The organism is Phaeodactylibacter luteus, from assembly GCF_007993045.1.
GTDB lineage: Bacteria > Bacteroidota > Bacteroidia > Chitinophagales > Saprospiraceae > Phaeodactylibacter > Phaeodactylibacter luteus.
In genome coordinates this window covers 67,847-84,829 of sequence record NZ_VOOR01000020.1, presented here as the reverse complement: position 1 = coordinate 84,829, position 16,983 = coordinate 67,847, and the positions used below count along the sequence as shown (strand labels likewise).

At 54.7% G+C, this 16,983-nt stretch carries 14 protein-coding genes; 8 read left to right on the top strand and 6 right to left on the bottom strand.

Annotation, left to right across the window (positions count from 1 at the left end):
* Window positions 1-10 precede the first annotated feature (10 nt).
* Window positions 11-988 carry a M23 family metallopeptidase gene (locus FRY97_RS11160; protein WP_147167606.1) on the bottom strand — a complete coding sequence of 326 codons (978 nt, stop codon included), beginning with the start codon at window positions 986-988 and terminating at the stop codon, window positions 11-13.
* A 545-nt stretch (window positions 989-1,533) separates the two neighbouring features.
* Between FRY97_RS11160 and alaS the strand changes: the two genes are divergently transcribed.
* Window positions 1,534-4,164, top strand: a complete 2,631-nt coding sequence (alaS, locus tag FRY97_RS11155) for an alanine--tRNA ligase (RefSeq protein WP_147167630.1) — start codon at window positions 1,534-1,536, stop codon at window positions 4,162-4,164.
* 35 nt (window positions 4,165-4,199) lie between these two features.
* Here the strand turns inward: alaS and FRY97_RS11150 are convergent, their stop codons facing one another.
* The 3 genes from FRY97_RS11150 to hemC all read right to left on the bottom strand — a co-directional run bounded on the left by FRY97_RS11150 (window position 4,200) and on the right by hemC (window position 6,808).
* Window positions 4,200-5,357 carry a glycosyltransferase family 4 protein gene (locus FRY97_RS11150; RefSeq protein WP_147167605.1) on the bottom strand — a complete coding sequence of 386 codons (1,158 nt, stop codon included), beginning with the start codon at window positions 5,355-5,357 and terminating at the stop codon, window positions 4,200-4,202.
* An 84-nt stretch (window positions 5,358-5,441) separates the two neighbouring features.
* Complete coding sequence (locus FRY97_RS11145; RefSeq protein ID WP_147167604.1) at window positions 5,442-5,768, bottom strand: HesB/IscA family protein; 327 nt, start codon at window positions 5,766-5,768, stop codon at window positions 5,442-5,444.
* Window positions 5,769-5,914: 146 nt separating this feature from the next.
* Window positions 5,915-6,808, bottom strand: a complete 894-nt coding sequence (gene hemC / locus FRY97_RS11140; RefSeq protein ID WP_147167603.1) for a hydroxymethylbilane synthase — start codon at window positions 6,806-6,808, stop codon at window positions 5,915-5,917.
* Window positions 6,809-6,985: 177 nt separating this feature from the next.
* Between hemC and lpxD the strand changes: the two genes are divergently transcribed.
* The 6 genes from lpxD (at window position 6,986) to FRY97_RS11110 (ending at window position 12,917) form a co-directional block, all read left to right on the top strand.
* On the top strand, window positions 6,986-8,032 hold the full coding sequence (lpxD, locus tag FRY97_RS11135) for a UDP-3-O-(3-hydroxymyristoyl)glucosamine N-acyltransferase (RefSeq protein WP_147167602.1): 1,047 nt from the start codon (window positions 6,986-6,988) through the stop codon (window positions 8,030-8,032).
* Between the two features lie 262 nt (window positions 8,033-8,294).
* Complete coding sequence (locus FRY97_RS11130; protein ID WP_147167601.1) at window positions 8,295-9,689, top strand: bifunctional UDP-3-O-[3-hydroxymyristoyl] N-acetylglucosamine deacetylase/3-hydroxyacyl-ACP dehydratase; 1,395 nt, start codon at window positions 8,295-8,297, stop codon at window positions 9,687-9,689.
* 1 nt (window position 9,690) lies between these two features.
* Window positions 9,691-10,512 carry an acyl-ACP--UDP-N-acetylglucosamine O-acyltransferase gene (lpxA, locus tag FRY97_RS11125; RefSeq protein WP_147167600.1) on the top strand — a complete coding sequence of 274 codons (822 nt, stop codon included), beginning with the start codon at window positions 9,691-9,693 and terminating at the stop codon, window positions 10,510-10,512.
* The gene (locus FRY97_RS11120; RefSeq protein ID WP_147167599.1) at window positions 10,502-11,122 is read left to right on the top strand and encodes an ABC transporter ATP-binding protein; all 621 of its coding nucleotides are present in this window, start codon (window positions 10,502-10,504) and stop codon (window positions 11,120-11,122) included. Before lpxA ends, FRY97_RS11120 begins: the two co-directional genes overlap by 11 nt.
* Window positions 11,123-11,143: 21 nt before the next feature.
* Complete coding sequence (locus tag FRY97_RS11115; RefSeq protein WP_147167629.1) at window positions 11,144-12,358, top strand: BaiN/RdsA family NAD(P)/FAD-dependent oxidoreductase; 1,215 nt, start codon at window positions 11,144-11,146, stop codon at window positions 12,356-12,358.
* A 313-nt stretch (window positions 12,359-12,671) separates the two neighbouring features.
* The gene (locus FRY97_RS11110; RefSeq protein ID WP_211356850.1) at window positions 12,672-12,917 is read left to right on the top strand and encodes a GlsB/YeaQ/YmgE family stress response membrane protein; all 246 of its coding nucleotides are present in this window, start codon (window positions 12,672-12,674) and stop codon (window positions 12,915-12,917) included.
* Here the strand turns inward: FRY97_RS11110 and FRY97_RS11105 are convergent.
* Complete coding sequence (locus FRY97_RS11105) at window positions 12,907-13,275, bottom strand: cysteine-rich CWC family protein (RefSeq protein ID WP_147167598.1); 369 nt, start codon at window positions 13,273-13,275, stop codon at window positions 12,907-12,909. The genes FRY97_RS11110 and FRY97_RS11105 overlap by 11 nt on opposite strands.
* A gap of 77 nt (window positions 13,276-13,352) precedes the next feature.
* Window positions 13,353-16,151, bottom strand: a complete 2,799-nt coding sequence (locus FRY97_RS11100) for a TonB-dependent receptor (RefSeq protein WP_170254601.1) — start codon at window positions 16,149-16,151, stop codon at window positions 13,353-13,355.
* 157 nt (window positions 16,152-16,308) lie between these two features.
* Between FRY97_RS11100 and pdxH the strand changes: the two genes are divergently transcribed.
* A complete protein-coding gene (gene pdxH / locus FRY97_RS11095; RefSeq protein WP_147167596.1) occupies window positions 16,309-16,947 on the top strand; it encodes a pyridoxamine 5'-phosphate oxidase in 639 nt (212 codons plus the stop codon).
* The last annotated feature ends 36 nt before the right edge of the window (window positions 16,948-16,983 follow it).

The window sequence follows — 16,983 nt, the reverse complement described above, 5'->3', positions numbered from 1 at the left end:
GTTTTATCGCTTAATCGAATGATTGGTTGGGCATTTCGGCGGCTTGTACCATTTCTTGGTACTCTTCGGGAGAGAGGCCGTCCAGGCAATAGTGGATAGGATTGACCTTCTGCCCTTTGTGGATGACCTCATAGTGGCAGTGTGGGGCAGTTGACGCCCCGGTATTGCCCACAAGCCCGATTTGCTGCCCGCGCTTCACGGTTTGCCCCACCTTGACGTCTATGCGCTTCATGTGCGCATACAGGGTCTCATAGCCAAAACCATGGTCTATTATCACCCGGTTGCCATAGCCTGAGCCCCGGCCTGCTTTGACTACCTTGCCCGCACCAGTTGCCTGAATAGGCGTACCGCTTGGCGCGGTAAAGTCAATGCCATAATGCATCTTAGGGACTTTGTAGATAGGGTGGATACGGCGGCCGAAACCGGAAAGCAAACGGACACTGCGGGGCAGCTTGTCAGAACGCACAGGCTTGATGGAAGGGATGCTAGCGAGCATTTCCTCTTTCTCCTTGGCCAAGTTGATAATCGTATCCAGAGAGCGTGACTGCAAATCCAGCTGACGCTTAAACTTATCGATGTCCTGCTGTACCGAGGCCATCAGGTCGCCGCTTGAATATTGGCGGAGGCCTTCGTACTTATCGTGGCCGCCAACCCCGCCTTCCCATACCCCTTGATCGATGGGGTCGACACCGAATACCATCCGGTGGGCGTAAGCATCGCGCTCTTGTACTTTGTTGAGAACGGCACGGAGCCGTTCCAGTTCTGTGCCAAGCTCTGCGTAGTTGGCTTCCATGAACTCAATCTCGTCCATGAGGGCCTTCTCCTTAGGAGAGGGCAGCCATTCGTGAGCAGCAAGGGTGAACAAAAATGCAGTCGCAACGGCTGCACAAATGAATCCCAGAACCCTCAGTACCCGCTGTGTGGTAGACTCTTCTACCTTCTCATAGCGAAGGGTCTGAGTGTTGTAGACAAATTTTTCTTTTCCCATGTGTGTTTGGTCTTAGCCAGTTGAAACTAATTTTTCAGTTTAATCAGGATTTTGGCAATCATCCAAATCCCCCCTGATGATAATCAATACTGAGTCAGATTAGCTTCCCCCTCTCCAAAAGCAGTGTGCCTTTCATCGCCCGTTGGCTAGTTGTTTTTTACGTGCCGGCTGCGCTGCTTCGCTTTCAAAATAACACTTATGGCGGCCCCAAAAATAGACTTGCCAAAATGATTTACAAAATAAGCGCTGACATTTAACGCTTATGGAGCTTTTTTGCGTACAAAAAAGCAATTGTAAACAGGATAGTGTCAATATTTGGGTGTTTTTAGGAAAATCAGCAGAAAAATAACCGCAGAATGCGGTAGATGTTCATGGGGTGAGTTGCCGTCAACCCGGCAGATGTCAAATATGAGAAATCCCTTGCGTTTTTTATAGCCTCAGGCCTAAAAATTAACGCTGCCTTAACAGCTCAACAAAACTGAGGCAGCCTTTCCTAAACTCCCTCAATCCTGCTATCTTCGCCCTTTCTAAAAAGCTACCTCATGATGACGGCACAGGAAATAAGACAAGCTTTTCTGGATTTCTTCCGCTCGAAAGGGCACAAAATAGTCCCTTCAGCCCCAATTGTCAGCAAAGACGACCCTACGCTGATGTTCACCAACGCAGGCATGAACCAGTTCAAGGATTTTTTCTTGGGCAATCAGACGCCTGATATCCCGCGTATAGCAGATACCCAAAAATGTATGCGGGTGTCCGGCAAGCATAATGATCTGGAAGACGTGGGCAGGGATGGTACCCACCACACGATGTTCGAAATGCTAGGGAACTGGTCCTTTGGCGACTATTTCAAAAAGGAAGCCATCGCATGGTCATGGGAGCTGCTCACTGAGGTATACGGCATACCCAAAGACCGTCTCTACGCTACCGTTTTCGGGGGCGATGAGGGCGAGGGCCTGCCATCAGATGAGGAGGCCAAGGCGTTCTGGATGGAGTACCTGCCGGCCAGCCATATCCTTTATGGCAACAAGAAGGACAATTTCTGGGAAATGGGGGAGACAGGGCCCTGCGGGCCTTGTTCAGAGATTCATATCGACCTCCGGCCTGAAGCCGAGATCGAGGCACAGCCCGGTGCAGAACTGGTCAACATGGACCATCCTAAGGTGGTGGAAATCTGGAACAACGTTTTCATACAGTTCAACCGTAAAGCAGACGGGGCTTTGGAAAAGCTGCCTGCTGCGCATGTGGATACGGGCATGGGCTTCGAGCGCTTGTGCATGGTACTGCAGGGCAAGACGGTAACTTATGATACGGACGTATTTACCCCCTTGCTCCGCAAAATTGAAACGATTACGGGTTTGTCATACGGTGGCAGCTATGCGCCTGATGCCAAAGCAGACATGGCGATGCGGGTACTAGCCGACCACGTCCGGGCTGTTGCTTTCACCATTGCCGATGGGCAGCTGCCCAGCAATACCGGGGCGGGCTACGTTATACGCCGCATCTTGCGCCGTGCGGTACGCTATTACTACTCCTTCCTCAATATGCAGGAGCCATTGCTTTGCCAATTGGTGCCAGTATTGGCAGCAGAGATGGGGGGCTTTTTCCCTGAGCTCAAAGGCCAGGAGGGGCAGATCGTACGCATAATAGAAGCGGAGGAGAAGACTTTCTTGAATACGCTGGAGAAGGGTATCAGCCGGTTCGAGAGCTTAGATGCCAAGGGAGGCCTCATTCAAGGGCAGGATGCCTTTGAGCTTTATGACACCTTCGGTTTCCCCATAGACCTTACCCGCCTGATGGCTGCTGAGCGGGGCTGGCAGGTGGACGAGGCCGGCTTCGAAAAGGCGCTACAGGCTCAAAAAGACCGCTCTCGTGCAGACGCACACAAAAAAGTGGGCGACTGGCACATCGTACGGGAGGGCGAAGAAGTAGCCTTTGTCGGTTATGATGAACTGTCCGTATCGGAGGCTGCGGTGCTCAAGTACCGTACTGTTGCCGTGAAAGACAAAGAGCAGTACCAGGTTGTCCTCAACCGCACGCCATTTTACGCAGAGAGCGGTGGCCAGGCTGGCGATACGGGCTTGCTCTTTTTTGGCCAGGAAAAGGTGGTGGTCATCGACACCCAAAAAGAGAATGACCTTATCATACATATTGTAAAGCAATTCCCCGCAGATATGCAGGCCAGCGTGCGTGCAGAAGTCAATGCGGGCAGGCGGCAGGCTACTTCCTGCAACCACTCTGCGGTCCACCTCATGCACGCAGCCCTGCACGATATCTTGGGCGGGCATGCCCTCCAAAAGGGCCAGGATGTGGATAGCAAGCGCCTGCGCTTTGATTTTTCTCACTTCCAGCGCATGACGGAGGAAGAGATCAAGCGGGTAGAGGAGGTCGTCAACGCTAAAATCCGGGAGAACATCCAATTGGAAGAGCGGCGCGATGTGCCTATAGAAGAGGCTAAAGAAAGCGGCGCTATGATGCTTTTTGGTGAAAAGTATGGCGAGTCGGTCCGGATCATCACTTTCGATAAAGGTTTTTCCACCGAGCTTTGCGGAGGCACCCACGTCCCGGCCACGGGCGAGATTGGGCAGTTCAAAATTCTTTCAGAAGGGGCAGTTGCTGCAGGCATCCGCCGCATAGAGGCCGTAACAGCCGAAGAAGCTTCCCGGTTTGTACAGGCTGAGCTGGAAGAGCTCAATGAGGTGCGGGCACTGTTGAAAGCGCCAAAGCAGGTTGCCAAAAATGTAGCAGCACTACAGGAGGAGAACAAGTCTCTTAAAAAGGAGATCGAGCGGCTGCGGGCAGAGCAGGCCGGCGCACTAAAAGGCACGCTGAAAGAAAAGGTCGAAAATATTGATGGGGTGAACTTCCTGAGCGAAGAGCTCCCCCTTGACGACGCCAATGCTATCAAGACCCTGGCTTATCAGCTGGAGGAAGAGCTGGGGGATGCCGTCATCCTGTTCGGTGCGTCCATCCAAGGCAAGCCGCAGCTCACGCTGATCATCAGCAAGTCCCTTACAGCGGCTAAAGGGCTGAATGCCGGGCAGATGATCCGCGAGCTGGCCAAAGAAATCAAAGGCGGTGGCGGTGGCCAGCCTTTCTTCGCCTCAGCAGGCGGCAAAGATGAGGCCGGCCTTGGAAGGGCACTGGCTAAAGCAAGGGAGCTGCTGGCCAGCGCATGAACTGCATAGCGTAGGAAAGCCCGGGGCTGCTGTGTTCAGGTAATGGGCTCCGGGCTGAGATATTCTTGGCCGATCAGTTTCTCGTATAGAGACATCATCTGCTGTGACAAAGGCCCGCCCAAAAATTGCTGTGCGTGTTCAAAGCCGGCTTGGACCAACTGCAGGCGGTAAGCCTCGTCGCCTAGTATCTTCGCAATCCCGTCGCGTATCGCCTCCGGGTTGTTGGGGTCCGTTAGCAATGCGCCCGGGCCGCCTGCTTCTGGCAGAGAAGCGGTATTGGAGGTGAGCACCGGCACCTGGCTAAACTGTGCCTCCAAAATTGGGATGCCAAAGCCCTCGTAAAAGGACGGGTAAAGTAGCATACGAGCCCCTTGGTATACGGCAGGCAGGTCATCAAAACGTACTTCTGCAAACCGGATGAGGGCTGCAAGCCCTAGCCGTTTAGCCGCTTCCTGAATGTACTTTTTGTAGCTCCCCCCTCTCCCAACTACCACAAGCGGAAGCCGGTCGGATGGTGGCAAGAGGGCTATGGCCCGGATGGCCCCTAGGAGGTTCTTGCGGGGAGTCAGTGCCCCAACAGACAAAAGGTACTCCTCAGGCAGGTTGTAGCGGTTGCGCACGCCTTCCCTTGTTTTTTGCGACGTCTCCTGCATGAAACGCTCGTGGCAGGATTGATAGATAACGGAAATCCGTTCTTCTTGCACTTCATAGAAGTGCATCAGCTCCTCCTTAGTGCTTTTGCTGGTAGCGATGATGTGATCGGCATGGCGGCAGATGTACCTCAGCTTGAGGTTCAGCAGGAGGCGCTGCTGTAGGGTGTACTGCTCTGGGAAGCGGCGGAAAGCCAGGTCGTGGACGGTAGCGACAGACTGTATGCCTTCTTTATGCAGTGCATAGGGGATTTCCTGATTGAGCCCATGATAAAGCTGTACTTTCTTTTTGCGCAGCTCACGGCGTACGCCAAATATGGGCCATAGGCTTTGAAAAGCCCGGTGCCTGGGCGTTTGTACATTGTATAGCGCACTGCTGAGGAAAAAGGAGGTTTCAGGAGACTTTTGTAGCTGATTGGTGAACAAGAAGTAGGCATTGTCCGGGAAGTACTCGGCCAGGTTGTAGAGCAGTGTTCGGCTATAGCTACCGGGCCCGGCAAAGTTGCCAAAGACCGCACGGCTGTCGTATCCTATCCTCAGCATAGGTTTGAGGTTTGGCCAGGGCCAATATCGGCATCCTCCGAAGGGGGCTGATCGGCATTCATGGTGGGGACGTTTTTGGGGCGTTTATACGGAGAAGCTCTCCCCGCAGGCACAGGTTCGGGAGGCATTAGGGTTGTTGAAAGAAAAGCCCTTCCCGTCCAGGCCGCCAGAGAATTCAAGCGTAGTATTGCACAGGTAGATGAAGCTGCGCAGGTCGGTGACGACCTTTTCCCCATTGTCTTCAAAAACCTGGTCATCGGCTTTCAGCTCATTGGAAAACTCCAGCTGATAAGTCAGACCCGAGCACCCTCCGCTTGTTACCCAAACCCGTACAAAGTAATCATCGCCGTACCCTTCAGCAGAGCGGATGGCTTCAATTCTTTCTTTCGCACTTTTAGCCACTTGAATCATAGTACAACCTAGGTTTTGAATAAAAATCTGGGCAGAACCGGCGTATCCTCTTTGCCATAGGCGCTAGCTCCGGCTCAGCCACGAAACAAGATAACAACATCAGGTGGGGCTGTCAAGTTCAACATCTAGGGGACAACCCCGGTTGGTTAGCGCAAAGCTTCGATAACCCGCTCTGGCAGCCCGTGTTTTGTACTTTGTGAGAGCCGGCACCGGCGCACCGGCTGATCCCACCCGTTGGCAAGGGCTGCCCATACATGGAAGTTGCCCTCTCCGTCTTTTTCACAGTAAACCCCTAAAGGCATTTGGCAGCCGCCATCGAGCAGGTTGAGGACTTTCCGCTCTAGGTTGGTCAGTTCAGCAACGGCTGACTGATGCACCTGTTTTAGGAGGCGGCGGGTAGGCTTGTCCGCTTCCCTGGCCTGCCAGGCGAGCACGCCCTGAGCGGGGGCCGGGATGAACTCCCGGGGGCTGAACCGGACAACTTCGAATTCGCTGAGGCTGATCTCGAGGCGGGTAAGGCCCGCCGCTGCTAAGAGAATGGCATCGAAGTGCCCGTCGCGCAGTTTGCCGAGCCGGGTTGGTACATTCCCCCGGATGTCCTTGATCTGTATATCGGGCCGGAGGTCCAGCATTTGGGCTTTCCGCCGTGCAGAGGAGGTGCCGATCACAGCCGCATCAGGCAGCAGCAGTGGTTTTTGGGCGTCCGCTTTTTCCTTGCGGATGACCAGCCAGTCGGCAGGGTCTTCCCGGTAGGAAACCGCTGTGATGCAGAGGCCTTCGGGGGAGTTGGTGGGCAGGTCCTTCATGGAGTGGACGGCCACGTCTATTTCATCTCGCAGCAGCGCTTCTTCTATTTCTTTGGTAAAGAAGCCCTTGCCTTCCATTTTATCGAAACTGAGGTGCTGTATGCGGTCCCCTTGTGTTTTTATGACGATCAGTTCGGAGTCAATGCCGGCTTCGCGCAGCCTGTCCTGAGTAAAGTGTGCCTGCCACAGGGCTAGTTTGCTGCCACGGGTGCCTATACGTATCGTTTTGCTCAAAATATTTTAGCTTACAGGTGAAGGAAAACCCTTTTTTGGGTGCTGCAAAGATAGGAGCTTAAACAAATGGATTGCAACATTTAGGGCAAACCATTTGCAGGGCACTGCTGAACAAAGGCGCTGTCCGGTTGAAAAGTCGGGCACCGGCTATTTCTTCCTTTTTCTTACCTTTGCGGAATGCAGATAACAGCTCAAGCATTAGCACATTTTCTTGGCGGTACGGTGGAAGGCAACCCCGAAGTTACGGTCAACAGGCCCAGCAAAATAGAAGAGGGTGGAGAAGGCTCTATCTCTTTCTTGGGCAACTTGAAGTACGAAAAGTATGCTTACACCACAACGGCCTCTGTCCTCCTTGTCAGCCAAGACTTCGAGCCCCGGGAGCCGCTCTCTGCCACGCTGATCCGGGTGGAGGATGTCTACGGTGCAGTGGGGCAGCTGCTGCAGCAGTTCGGTGCACAGGAAGCAGGCGTTTCGGGCATTTCAGAACGGGCGGTAGTCAGCCCGCAGGCCAGTGTGGCAGAAGGCGTTGCAGTAGGCGACTTTGCCATCGTTAGCGAAGGGGCTATGCTCGGCCCTGCAGCGGTGGTCCATCCTCAAGTTTTTATTGGCCGGAATGTGAAAATCGGCGCCCGCACTGTCCTTTATCCAGGGGTCCGCATTTTGGACAACTGCATAATTGGTGAGGATTGCATATTGCACGCCAACGTGGTGATCGGGAGCGATGGCTTTGGGTTCGCCCCACAAGAAGACCGCAGCTATCAGAAAATTGTCCATGTGGGCAACGTTATCGTAGAGGACCGGGTGGAGATCGGTGCTCAGACCACAGTAGACCGCGCTACGATGGGCAGTACCATCATACGCGAAGGCGTAAAATTGGACAACCTTATCCAAATTGGGCACAATGTAGAAATCGGCGCTCATACGGTCATTGCGGCACAGACTGGCGTTGCGGGCAGTACGAAAATAGGGCGTTACTGCCGTATCGGCGGGCAGGTGGGCTTTGTCGGGCATGCTGAAATAGCGGACGGCACTCAGATTCAGGCGCAGAGCGGCATCGCTGCCTCCATCACAGAGCCTGGCAAAGCATGGTTCGGCTCTCCTGCCATCCCTTACCGGGATTTCATCCGCGCTCATTCGGTCTTCAAAAAATTGCCAGACTTGTACCGGTCTTTGAGCAGGCTGCAGCGGGCATTTGATGCTGCCGAAAAGAAAGGCCGGGATTGAGCCCCGGGCCGCTGCTGCTGCCTCCAAGGCGCTAAGCGCTTGTTTGGAGCCCGTCCCTGTTGCAAGTCAGTGCTTTATGAGCCAGGCCTCCTCGCTAAGTTTTTATTTAGCCCGCTAAACCCAAATTTAGGGGCTTCGCCAGAGGGGTAAATCCTTGGTTATCATAGCAAAACTGCTCCAAATAAGCTCGAAAGGCCGGCAGCAGGCCCTCCGCTAAGGTGAAAAACCTATCTTTGCAAAAAATTCCAGCAGAAGACTTTCCATGGAACAACAACAAACCATAAAGCAAGCAGTAAGTGTAGAAGGCGTTGGCCTGCATACTGGGCAGCCTGTTCAGCTCACGTTCAACCCTGCGCCCATCGATCACGGCTATAAATTCCAGCGCATGGATCTCGAGGGGCAGCCGGTCCTTAGCGCAGATATCAACCGAGTGATCTCCACTCAGCGGGGCACTACGCTTAAGGTTGGGCAAGCTGAGGTGCACACCGTCGAGCATGTCCTTTCAGCCCTTTCCGGCCTGAAGATCGACAATTGCCTCATTCAGCTGACCGGGCCCGAAATCCCCATCCTTGATGGCAGTGCGGGCCCATTTGTGAGCTTGCTACAGGAAGCTGGCATAGAACAGCAGGATAAGCCCCGGGAATATTTCATTGTTGAGGAGCCGCTGTTTTACAAAGACGAGGCCACCGGTTCAGAGCTCGTGGCCTTGCCCCACGACAGCTTCGAGGTCATTTCTATGATCGATTTCAACTCGGAAGTCTTAGGGCAGCAGTATGCACACCTCAATGGCACTACCGATTACGCCAAGGAAATTGCGCCCTGCCGCACCTTCGTTTTCTTGCATGAACTGGAGTACCTGGCAGAGCAGAACCTGATTAAAGGAGGGACGCTGGACAATGCCATCGTGATTGTAGACCGGAAGGTTGGCCAGTCGGAGCTTGACCGCCTGGCGGAGAAGCTCGGCAGGCCTAGTGTGACCGTAGACCAGGAAGAGGGCATACTGAATACGCTCAAGCTGCGGTTCAAGAACGAGCCCGCCCGGCACAAGCTGCTGGACGTGGTGGGCGACATCTCTCTGTTGGGCATGCCCATCAAGGGCAAGATAATGGCCACCAAGCCCGGGCATACCGCGAATATAGAGTTTACCCGCCTGCTGAAAAAAGTGGCCGTAGAAAAGCGGAAGCTGAAAGGCAAGCCTCACTACGACCCGGACGCGGAGCCGCTGTTCGATTCTGTGAAAATTGCTGCTTGGCTGCCCCACCGCTACCCCTTCCTGTTGGTAGATAAGATAATTGAACTGTCTGACAACCATGTTGTTGGGGTTAAAAATATTACCTTCAACGAAGAGTTCTTCCAGGGGCACTTCCCCAACAACCCGGTTATGCCCGGGGTGCTGCAGATCGAAGCTATGGCACAGACGGGCGGCATACTGGCATTGTCCACAGTAGATGACCCCGGCAATTGGGATACCTACTTCCTTAAAATCGAGAATGCCAAATTCAAGAACAAGGTAGTCCCGGGAGATACGGTACTCTTTAAGATGGAGCTTATGGCCCCTATCCGGCGTGGGATCTGCCAGATGCAGGCTACTGCTTATGTCGGCAACAAAATTGTATCCGAGGCAGAACTGACAGCTCAAATCGTTAAGCGATCATAAAATGAATACGACGAATAACAGCAACGCAACGGCATTTATCCATCCGGAAGCCAAAATTGGGAAAGACGTCGTTATTGGACCTTTTACTTACATTGATAAGGGGGTTGAAGTAGGCGATGGCACTTGGATAGGGCCTTCTGCTACCCTTTTTGAAGGTGCCCGCATTGGCAAGAATTGCCGGATCTTCCCGGGGGTGGTCATTGCAGGCATACCGCAAGATCTTAAGTTCAAAGGGGAGATGACAACAGCAGAGGTGGGCGACAATACGACTATCCGGGAGTATGTCACCATCAACCGGGGCACTTCTTATGCCAATAAGACGGCTGTGGGCAGCAATTGCCTGCTCATGGCTTATGCACATGTTGCACACGACTGCATTTTAGGCGACCATGTCATCTTGGCCAATAATGTCAACTTGGCCGGGCATGTAGAAGTAGGCGACTGGGCTATACTCGAGGGGCTTGTCGCGGTACAGCAGTTCATTAAAATCGGGCAGCACAGCTTCATTGCTGGCGGCTCTCTAGTGCGCAAGCATGTCCCGCCCTACGTCAAAGCAGCCCGGGAGCCGCTCTCTTATGCTGGCGTCAACAGTATCGGCCTGCGCCGGCGTCAGTTTAAGACCGAAACCATCAACGAGATACAGGAGATTTACCGCATCCTGTTTGTTAAAGGGTATAGTACTTCTCATGCACTGGAAATTATAGAGGACTCTCTGGAGCCTACCCAAGAGCGGGACTCCATCCTGAATTTTATCAAGAGCGCAGACCCCGGCATCATGCGCGGTTTTCAGCAGCTCAATGGCAAGAACCTTGATGAAGATTGAACTGGATAGTGTTGGCAAACGCTACAAAACGGAGTGGATCATCCGGGGGCTCAGCCTGGAGGTGGCGCCGGGGCAGCGCTATGCCATCACTGGGCCTAATGGCTCGGGGAAGTCTACGCTGATGAAAATGCTCTCTGGCTTCCTTTCCCCTTCCAAAGGCCAGGTATCTTTCAGTTTAGATGGGAGGCAGCTGGGGGTACATGAGGTATACCGCCACTTATCTTTTGCCGCACCTTATATCGAGCTGATCGAAGAGCTGACCCTTACCGAGGCGATCCGCTTCCACCGGCAGTTCAAAGCGACCAAGCCGGGCATGGACGATGAGGCCATTTATCAGTTGTTGGGCTTCAGGAAAGCCCGCAGCAAGCAGGTGCGCAATTTTTCTTCGGGCATGAAGCAGCGCCTGCGCCTGGCGTTGGCCCTCGTTACGGAGTCGCCTTTGTTGTTGCTGGATGAGCCGACTACTAACCTAGACGAGGAGGGCATTGGCTGGTACCGCGGCCTGATCGCCCGGTTTGGCACTGGCCGCACCTTGGTCATTGCTTCCAACGCCGCTGTGGATTTTGACTTCTGCGAGCACAAAGTGTATATCCCCGATTATAAGCAATAGTACCTCTATATGTCTTCCAATCTGAAAGTTGCTGTTATTGGTGGAGGGGCTGCGGGCTTCTTCGCTGCTTGTTCTGTAGGCGAACACCATCCGGGGGCGGCTATCCATATCTTTGAGAAGTCTGGCAAAGTCCTTTCCAAGGTGAAAGTATCGGGTGGCGGCCGCTGCAATGTGACCAACGGCTGTACCTCTATTGCGGAGTTGTCCCGGGCCTACCCCCGGGGCGGGAAGCAGCTGAAAAAGGCTTTCCGTACTTTCAGCACCGCAGATACGATGGAGTGGTTCGAGCGCAGGGGGGTAGCGTTGACGATACAGCCGGATCAGTGTGTTTTCCCTGTTTCGCAGTCTTCCCAGACCATCATAGACTGCCTGCAGGGCCAGGCGCGGGAGTATGGCGTAAGGGTATGGGCTGGCACAGGCGTGGAGGCGCTAGAGCGTAAAGGGGAGCAGATCAGGCTGTCTTTTTTGCGCAATAGCCGGGAGCCAGCGCTTTTTGATAAAGTCATTGTGGCTACCGGCGGCAGCCCCAAGCGCACAGGCCTGGCCTGGCTGGAAGCACTGGGGCACAAAATTGAAGCCCCGGTGCCCTCGCTTTTTACGTTCAATATGCCAGACGAGCCGGTACGGGAGCTGATGGGGGTGGTCGTTGAGCCGGTCACTGCCAGTATTCAGGGGGAGAAGCTATCTGCAGAAGGCCCCCTGCTGATTACCCACTGGGGCATGAGCGGGCCAGCTATCTTGAAGCTGTCCGCATTTGGAGCCCGCCTGCTCAGCGAGCAGCAGTACCAGTTCAAGGTGCAGGTCAATTGGGTGAACATGCCTCAGACCGAGCGCGTGGCGGAAGCGTTATGGGAGCTTGGCGGCGCCCATCCTCAGAAGAGCATGGGCAATCAGCGCTTGCCGGCTATACCCAAAAGGCTTTGGGCTTTCCTGCTGCAAAAGGCTGAGATACCAGAGGCTAAAAAATGGGGGGAGGCTGGCAAAAAGCAGGTCAACCGTCTGGCTGCACTGCTCACCAACGATACTTACGCCGTGAGGGGCAAAACGACTTTCAAAGAAGAATTCGTGACTTGCGGGGGCGTTAGCTTGGAAAGTGTTAACTTCAAGACCATGGAAAGCCGCGCCTTGCCAGGGCTTTACTTTGCCGGGGAGGTACTCGATATTGACGGCATCACCGGAGGGTATAATTTCCAAGCGGCCTGGACTACTGGCTTCATCGCAGGGCAGCTGGGCTGAAGGCCTGTGCCGTGAGGGCTCCTGCCTTGAGCTCATCGTGCCACAGCAGCTGCCGCAGGTGCCGGTCTTCAGGTCGGCGGTACTATTCTAATCGGGCATAAACCAAAAGAGCACAGGCATTCAGCCTATGGTAATGGCATCGGACTAGCGCTGCGGAGGGGTGCAAGCCCGGCAGGGCCGAGCGGATAGCGAGCCCCGTAGCATAGCGACCCCTGCCGTATGGCCGGGGTAGGCCCCAAAAGGGGAGCCACTTGGGCTGTGCGTTTAGCCATCGCTTTCAATTTCAGCTTAATGGACCAAAAAATATAGTAAAATGGGAAACCTGATCTACACGCTAATCATGGGGGCAATAGCTGGGTGGCTGGCTGGGAAAATCATGAAGGGGGCAGGCTATGGCCTTTTGATCAACATCATTTTGGGCATCTTTGGCGCTTTTGTTGGCAATTGGCTTTTCGGCTTTTTGGGGATTACCCTTTCAGCAGGCCTTATAGGCGATATCATTGAAGCGGCGGCCGGTGCTGTTTTTGTGCTCTTTATCGCGGGCTTGGTCAAGCGTTAGGGACATTGACATGGCCGTAGGGGCAGTGCCGGCATTTGTTGCCGCAGCATTTCCCCCGCTTCAGGTGAAACCAGGAAGTAAGCACCATCAGCCCGTTTTCCTGATAGTAATCTAGCCCGGGCACAAGCTTTGGGGCTGCGTACTGAGGTGCGGTATTGGGCTGCTCGCCGGCTTGGTAGGCCGCCACGAACTGTTCTATGGCTGTTGCTACCTTTTCCTGCAAGCATTGTGGGCAGTAGCAGCCTGCACCCTCCTGCGCGGCGGGAAGGATGGGGGGCAGGGCAGTGCACCAGCAATTTGAAGAGCTGTGCAGCCCGCAGTCGAATGTTTGCTGGCAGCCCGGGCAGGTAGTCGGCATAGCTTCCGGTTTGTTTCCTACCCAAAACACCTCCGGGCTGCCTGTGGTTGGCTTTACAGATGCTAACCAAGCATCTCTTACCCTTGGGGGCTGCCGAAGTGGCGGATATTGTAGGTGAAGGTGAGCATGAAAAAGCGCCGGAGTACCTGTGTCTGCGTATCCTGCAGGTAGGCGTCTGTCACTTCCCGGCTGATGCTGTTGTTCTGCCCGAGCAGGTCAAATGCGCTAAGGGTGAGCTCCGCCCGGTCATCTTTCAGGAATTTTTTGCCCAAGGCTGCATTCAGTAGCCAAAAGTTTTGGTTGAACCCGTCTGACAGGCCGCTGTAGAGCTGATGGTTGAGGTCGGTACGGATGACCCATCCCTTCCCGAAGATAAAGTTGGCCCCTACCCTTGAGCTTTGGTTGATGAAGGAGTTGTCGAGTGCGCTGTTCAGGGTATTGCGCACCTGGCTCATGCTGGTGCGGGAGCCGATTGTAAAATCCACCTGCTCACTGATGTTGCTGCTGAGCGTAAGCCCCAGGCCTGAAGTCAGGGTGTTGGCAAAATTGGCTGCGCCATTGACGAGCCCTGGGCTGCGGATGTAGCTTAGGGAAAGGTCTGTGTTGAGGTTGGAGCGGAGGGGGCTGAGGGGGAAGCCATAGGTGGTATATGCCCGTGCGTTCCAATAGCCATTGAGGTTGACCGGCTGTATGAGCTGTGCCCCTCTGGGGAGGATGATGCCGTTGCCCAGGTCGGTATCTCTGGCGGCGGTCAGGGTGCTGTTGCCGATATGGTTGGCGGTGTACTGTGCGCTGAGCAGTGCAAAAAAGACGGTCCCTTTTTCGGTATTGGTATTGGAGTAGCGGGCGAAAAGGCGGTGGCTGTAGTCTTGCTCCAGCTCGGCGTTGCCTGTGGTGAGCTGTACGGGGTTACTGTTGTTGACGGCTTCCTGAAGCTGGGAAAGGCCCGGGGGCGAGGTGCGGGTGAAATAGCCAGCCCGGAGGTTGGCAGACTGGGAGAAGCGGTAGCGCAGGAATGCCCGTGGCAGGATGTTGAAAAACTGCTGGCCGACCTGGCCAGCATTGGGGAAAACCTGTTCCCCTTCGAGGTTGGCCCATTGGGCGGTGAGCTGTAGGTTGAACATGAGCCCTTTATTATTGATGCGCAGCCCTGCCCCGCCGCTGTGGGTGCGGTAGTTGCTGTTGAAGGTGTTGGAAAGGGCCGGGTTGAGCAGGGAATAGGCTGCATCGGAGGCGAGGTAATCAAAGGTCTCCTGCTGCCCGTCATTGCGCTCCAGCCCGGAGGCCAGGCTGAGCTGTAGCTGTGCTTTTTCTCCAAGGGGCTCGCTGTACCGCACATCTGCTCCGTACTGCCAGGTTTTGCTGTCGAGCCCAGCGTACTGTTGGAGCTGCTCTGTGTAGAGGGTGTCTTCAAAAAACTGGCTCTCTGAGTCAAGGAAGCGGTCTCCGTTCTGCCGTTTATAGCCTGCGTCGGTGCTGAGGGAGAGTGTCCTTCCCCGTTTCTCAAAGCGGTGGCGGTAGGTCAGCCGGTTGGAGAAGTCTGTCGCGGAGAGGTCGGCCCTAAGCCCGTAATTGGTGAGGTTGAGCAGGCTGTCGCCAAAAGTAGTCTGTGCAATAGCCCTTTCCATGCCTTGGCTCTCTTGGAGGGTCAGCCGTGGCTGAATGATAAGGGCATTCCGGTCGTTGAAATTGTGTTCAGCCCTGAGGTTGAAGCGGTGGTTGAGGTTTTGGTTGTTGGCGCTTTGCTGCTGCCGGAAAACTTGCCCTTCGATCTCCTCGTTCAGATAGGCCCGGTATTCGTTCACAGCTGCTTCGTTGTCCGTGTAGTTGAGGAAGTAGCTGGCGGTGACTTCCGTTTTTTCGCCCCACTTGTCGGTGTAGTTTAAGCCAAATGCATGGGTAGTGGCGATGCCGTTTTGAGCGCCAATCAGGAAATCGCTAGCATTGCCTCCGCTGCTGCCACGGCCAGGCCGGCCGCCGCCTCTGCCGCCTCTAGCGCTACGGCCACCGGAGTTTCCGAGCAGCCCGGTGAGGTCTTCGGATGCAAAGTTCTGTTGATTGATGTTGTTGGTCTGCCCGATAAGGGAAATGCGGCTATCCCCTTTGAAAATATTGAGCGCGCCCCCAGCCTGGTATTTGGCGTCGGGGCCAATCCCTGCGTACAGTTTGCCGAATTCACCCTGCCGCATGCCTGGCTTGGTGATGATGTTGATGGCTTTGGTCGTTTCTCCGCTGTTGAACCCAGAAAAGCGGTCCTGATCGCTCTGTTGGTCGAAGACTTGGATTTTGTCGATGACTTCTGCGGGGAGATTGCGCAGTGCGGCGGCAGGGTCGTTGCCGAAAAATGGCTTGCCATCTACCAAAACCTGCTGCACTTGTTCGCCCTGAGCCTGTACCTGCCCATTCTCTAGCACCACGCCCGGCATTTTCCGGATGAGGTCTTCTGCGTTAGCGTCCGGGTTGACTTTATAGGCAGCGGAGCTGTACTGAGTCGTATCGCCCTGTTGTGTGGCCAAGGGCACCTTGCCGGTGATCTCGATTTCGTCCAGGTCCAGCGCAATTTCTTGCAAAGCCAACAAGCCCAGCCTCAGGTCCTGGCCGGCGATAGCAACCTCCCGGTTCAGTGTAGCATAGCCAACAAAGGACACCTGCAGCTGATAAGCCCCTTCGGGCAGGCCGGCAATTCTGAACCCCCCTCTCTCACTGGTAAGGGCGGTATATTCGTTCCCGTTGCCGGAAAGGTAGATGTGGGCTCCGGGGAGGGGCTGTTCCGTTTTGCCGTCTGCTACACGGCCAAACACCTGATAAGATTGTGCGCCGAGAGCGAGGGAGGAAAGGAGGGCGAGAGCTAACAGCAGTAGCGTTTTCGTATTCATGTTTTTTGATTTACACTGGTGTTGCCAGTTTAGATTGGACAGCGCGAAGGGCGGGGTTTTTCCCATAGGTGCAAAAAAATAATGCAAGCTCTGATATTCCTCAGTGTGTGCTGTAGATAGGTTGTGGAGCTTTGCAGTTCACCAACCTGTTGTAGTTATGGACCTGGCCATGATGCGCGAAGCGTTTACGAAATCGGGCTTGTCCCGGGAAGATTTGCAGGAAGACCCTGTCGCACAGTTTGAACAATGGTTTTGCGATGCAGAAGGCAGTGGCATGCGCATGCCCAACGCCATGTCGTTGGCTACCGTTGCAGGCAATGGGCAGCCAAGCCTGCGCACGGTGTTGCTGAAGTACTTTGATACACAAGGCTTTGTGTTTTTTACCAACTACGGCAGCCGCAAAGCCCGTGAGTTGGATGGGCAGAAGCGGGCGGCACTACTTTTCCCCTGGCTGGGCCTGGAGCGGCAGGTGCACATCACCGGCCGGGTAGAGCGGGTGAGCACAGCAGAATCTGCCAAGTATTTTTTGAGCCGCCCGCATGGCAGCCAGATAGGGGCCTGGGTATCTGAGCAGAGCAGCCCGATCTCTTCCCGGCAGCTGCTGATGGCTAAATTTGCTGAAATGAGGCAGAAGTTCCGCTCAGGGGAGGTGCCGCTGCCCAGTTTTTGGGGTGGCTACCGCGTATTGCCCGAGGCTTTTGAGTTTTGGCAGGGCCGGGAGCACCGCTTGCACGACCGCTTCCTGTATTCCCTTCAGCCCGATGGCCGTTGGGGCATTGAGCGCCTCGCGCCTTGATGGGGTTGCTTGTGCCCGGTTGATTTTGCATTTTTG

Bases quoted from the DNA above. Each gene is read 5' to 3' on its own strand.
- FRY97_RS11120 (WP_147167599.1), top strand. From the start codon at position 10,502: ATGAAGATTGAACTGGATAGTGTTGGCAAACGCTACAAAACGGAGTGG.
- FRY97_RS11145 (WP_147167604.1), bottom strand. From the start codon at position 5,768: ATGATTCAAGTGGCTAAAAGTGCGAAAGAAAGAATTGAAGCCATCCGC.
- FRY97_RS11160 (WP_147167606.1), bottom strand. From the start codon at position 988: ATGGGAAAAGAAAAATTTGTCTACAACACTCAGACCCTTCGCTATGAG.
- pdxH (WP_147167596.1), top strand. From the start codon at position 16,309: ATGGACCTGGCCATGATGCGCGAAGCGTTTACGAAATCGGGCTTGTCC.
- FRY97_RS11100 (WP_170254601.1), bottom strand. From the start codon at position 16,151: ATGAATACGAAAACGCTACTGCTGTTAGCTCTCGCCCTCCTTTCCTCC.
- FRY97_RS11105 (WP_147167598.1), bottom strand. From the start codon at position 13,275: ATGCCGACTACCTGCCCGGGCTGCCAGCAAACATTCGACTGCGGGCTG.
- lpxD (WP_147167602.1), top strand. From the start codon at position 6,986: ATGCAGATAACAGCTCAAGCATTAGCACATTTTCTTGGCGGTACGGTG.
- FRY97_RS11150 (WP_147167605.1), bottom strand. From the start codon at position 5,357: ATGCTGAGGATAGGATACGACAGCCGTGCGGTCTTTGGCAACTTTGCC.
- FRY97_RS11130 (WP_147167601.1), top strand. From the start codon at position 8,295: ATGGAACAACAACAAACCATAAAGCAAGCAGTAAGTGTAGAAGGCGTT.
- lpxA (WP_147167600.1), top strand. From the start codon at position 9,691: ATGAATACGACGAATAACAGCAACGCAACGGCATTTATCCATCCGGAA.
- alaS (WP_147167630.1), top strand. From the start codon at position 1,534: ATGACGGCACAGGAAATAAGACAAGCTTTTCTGGATTTCTTCCGCTCG.
- FRY97_RS11110 (WP_211356850.1), top strand. From the start codon at position 12,672: ATGGGAAACCTGATCTACACGCTAATCATGGGGGCAATAGCTGGGTGG.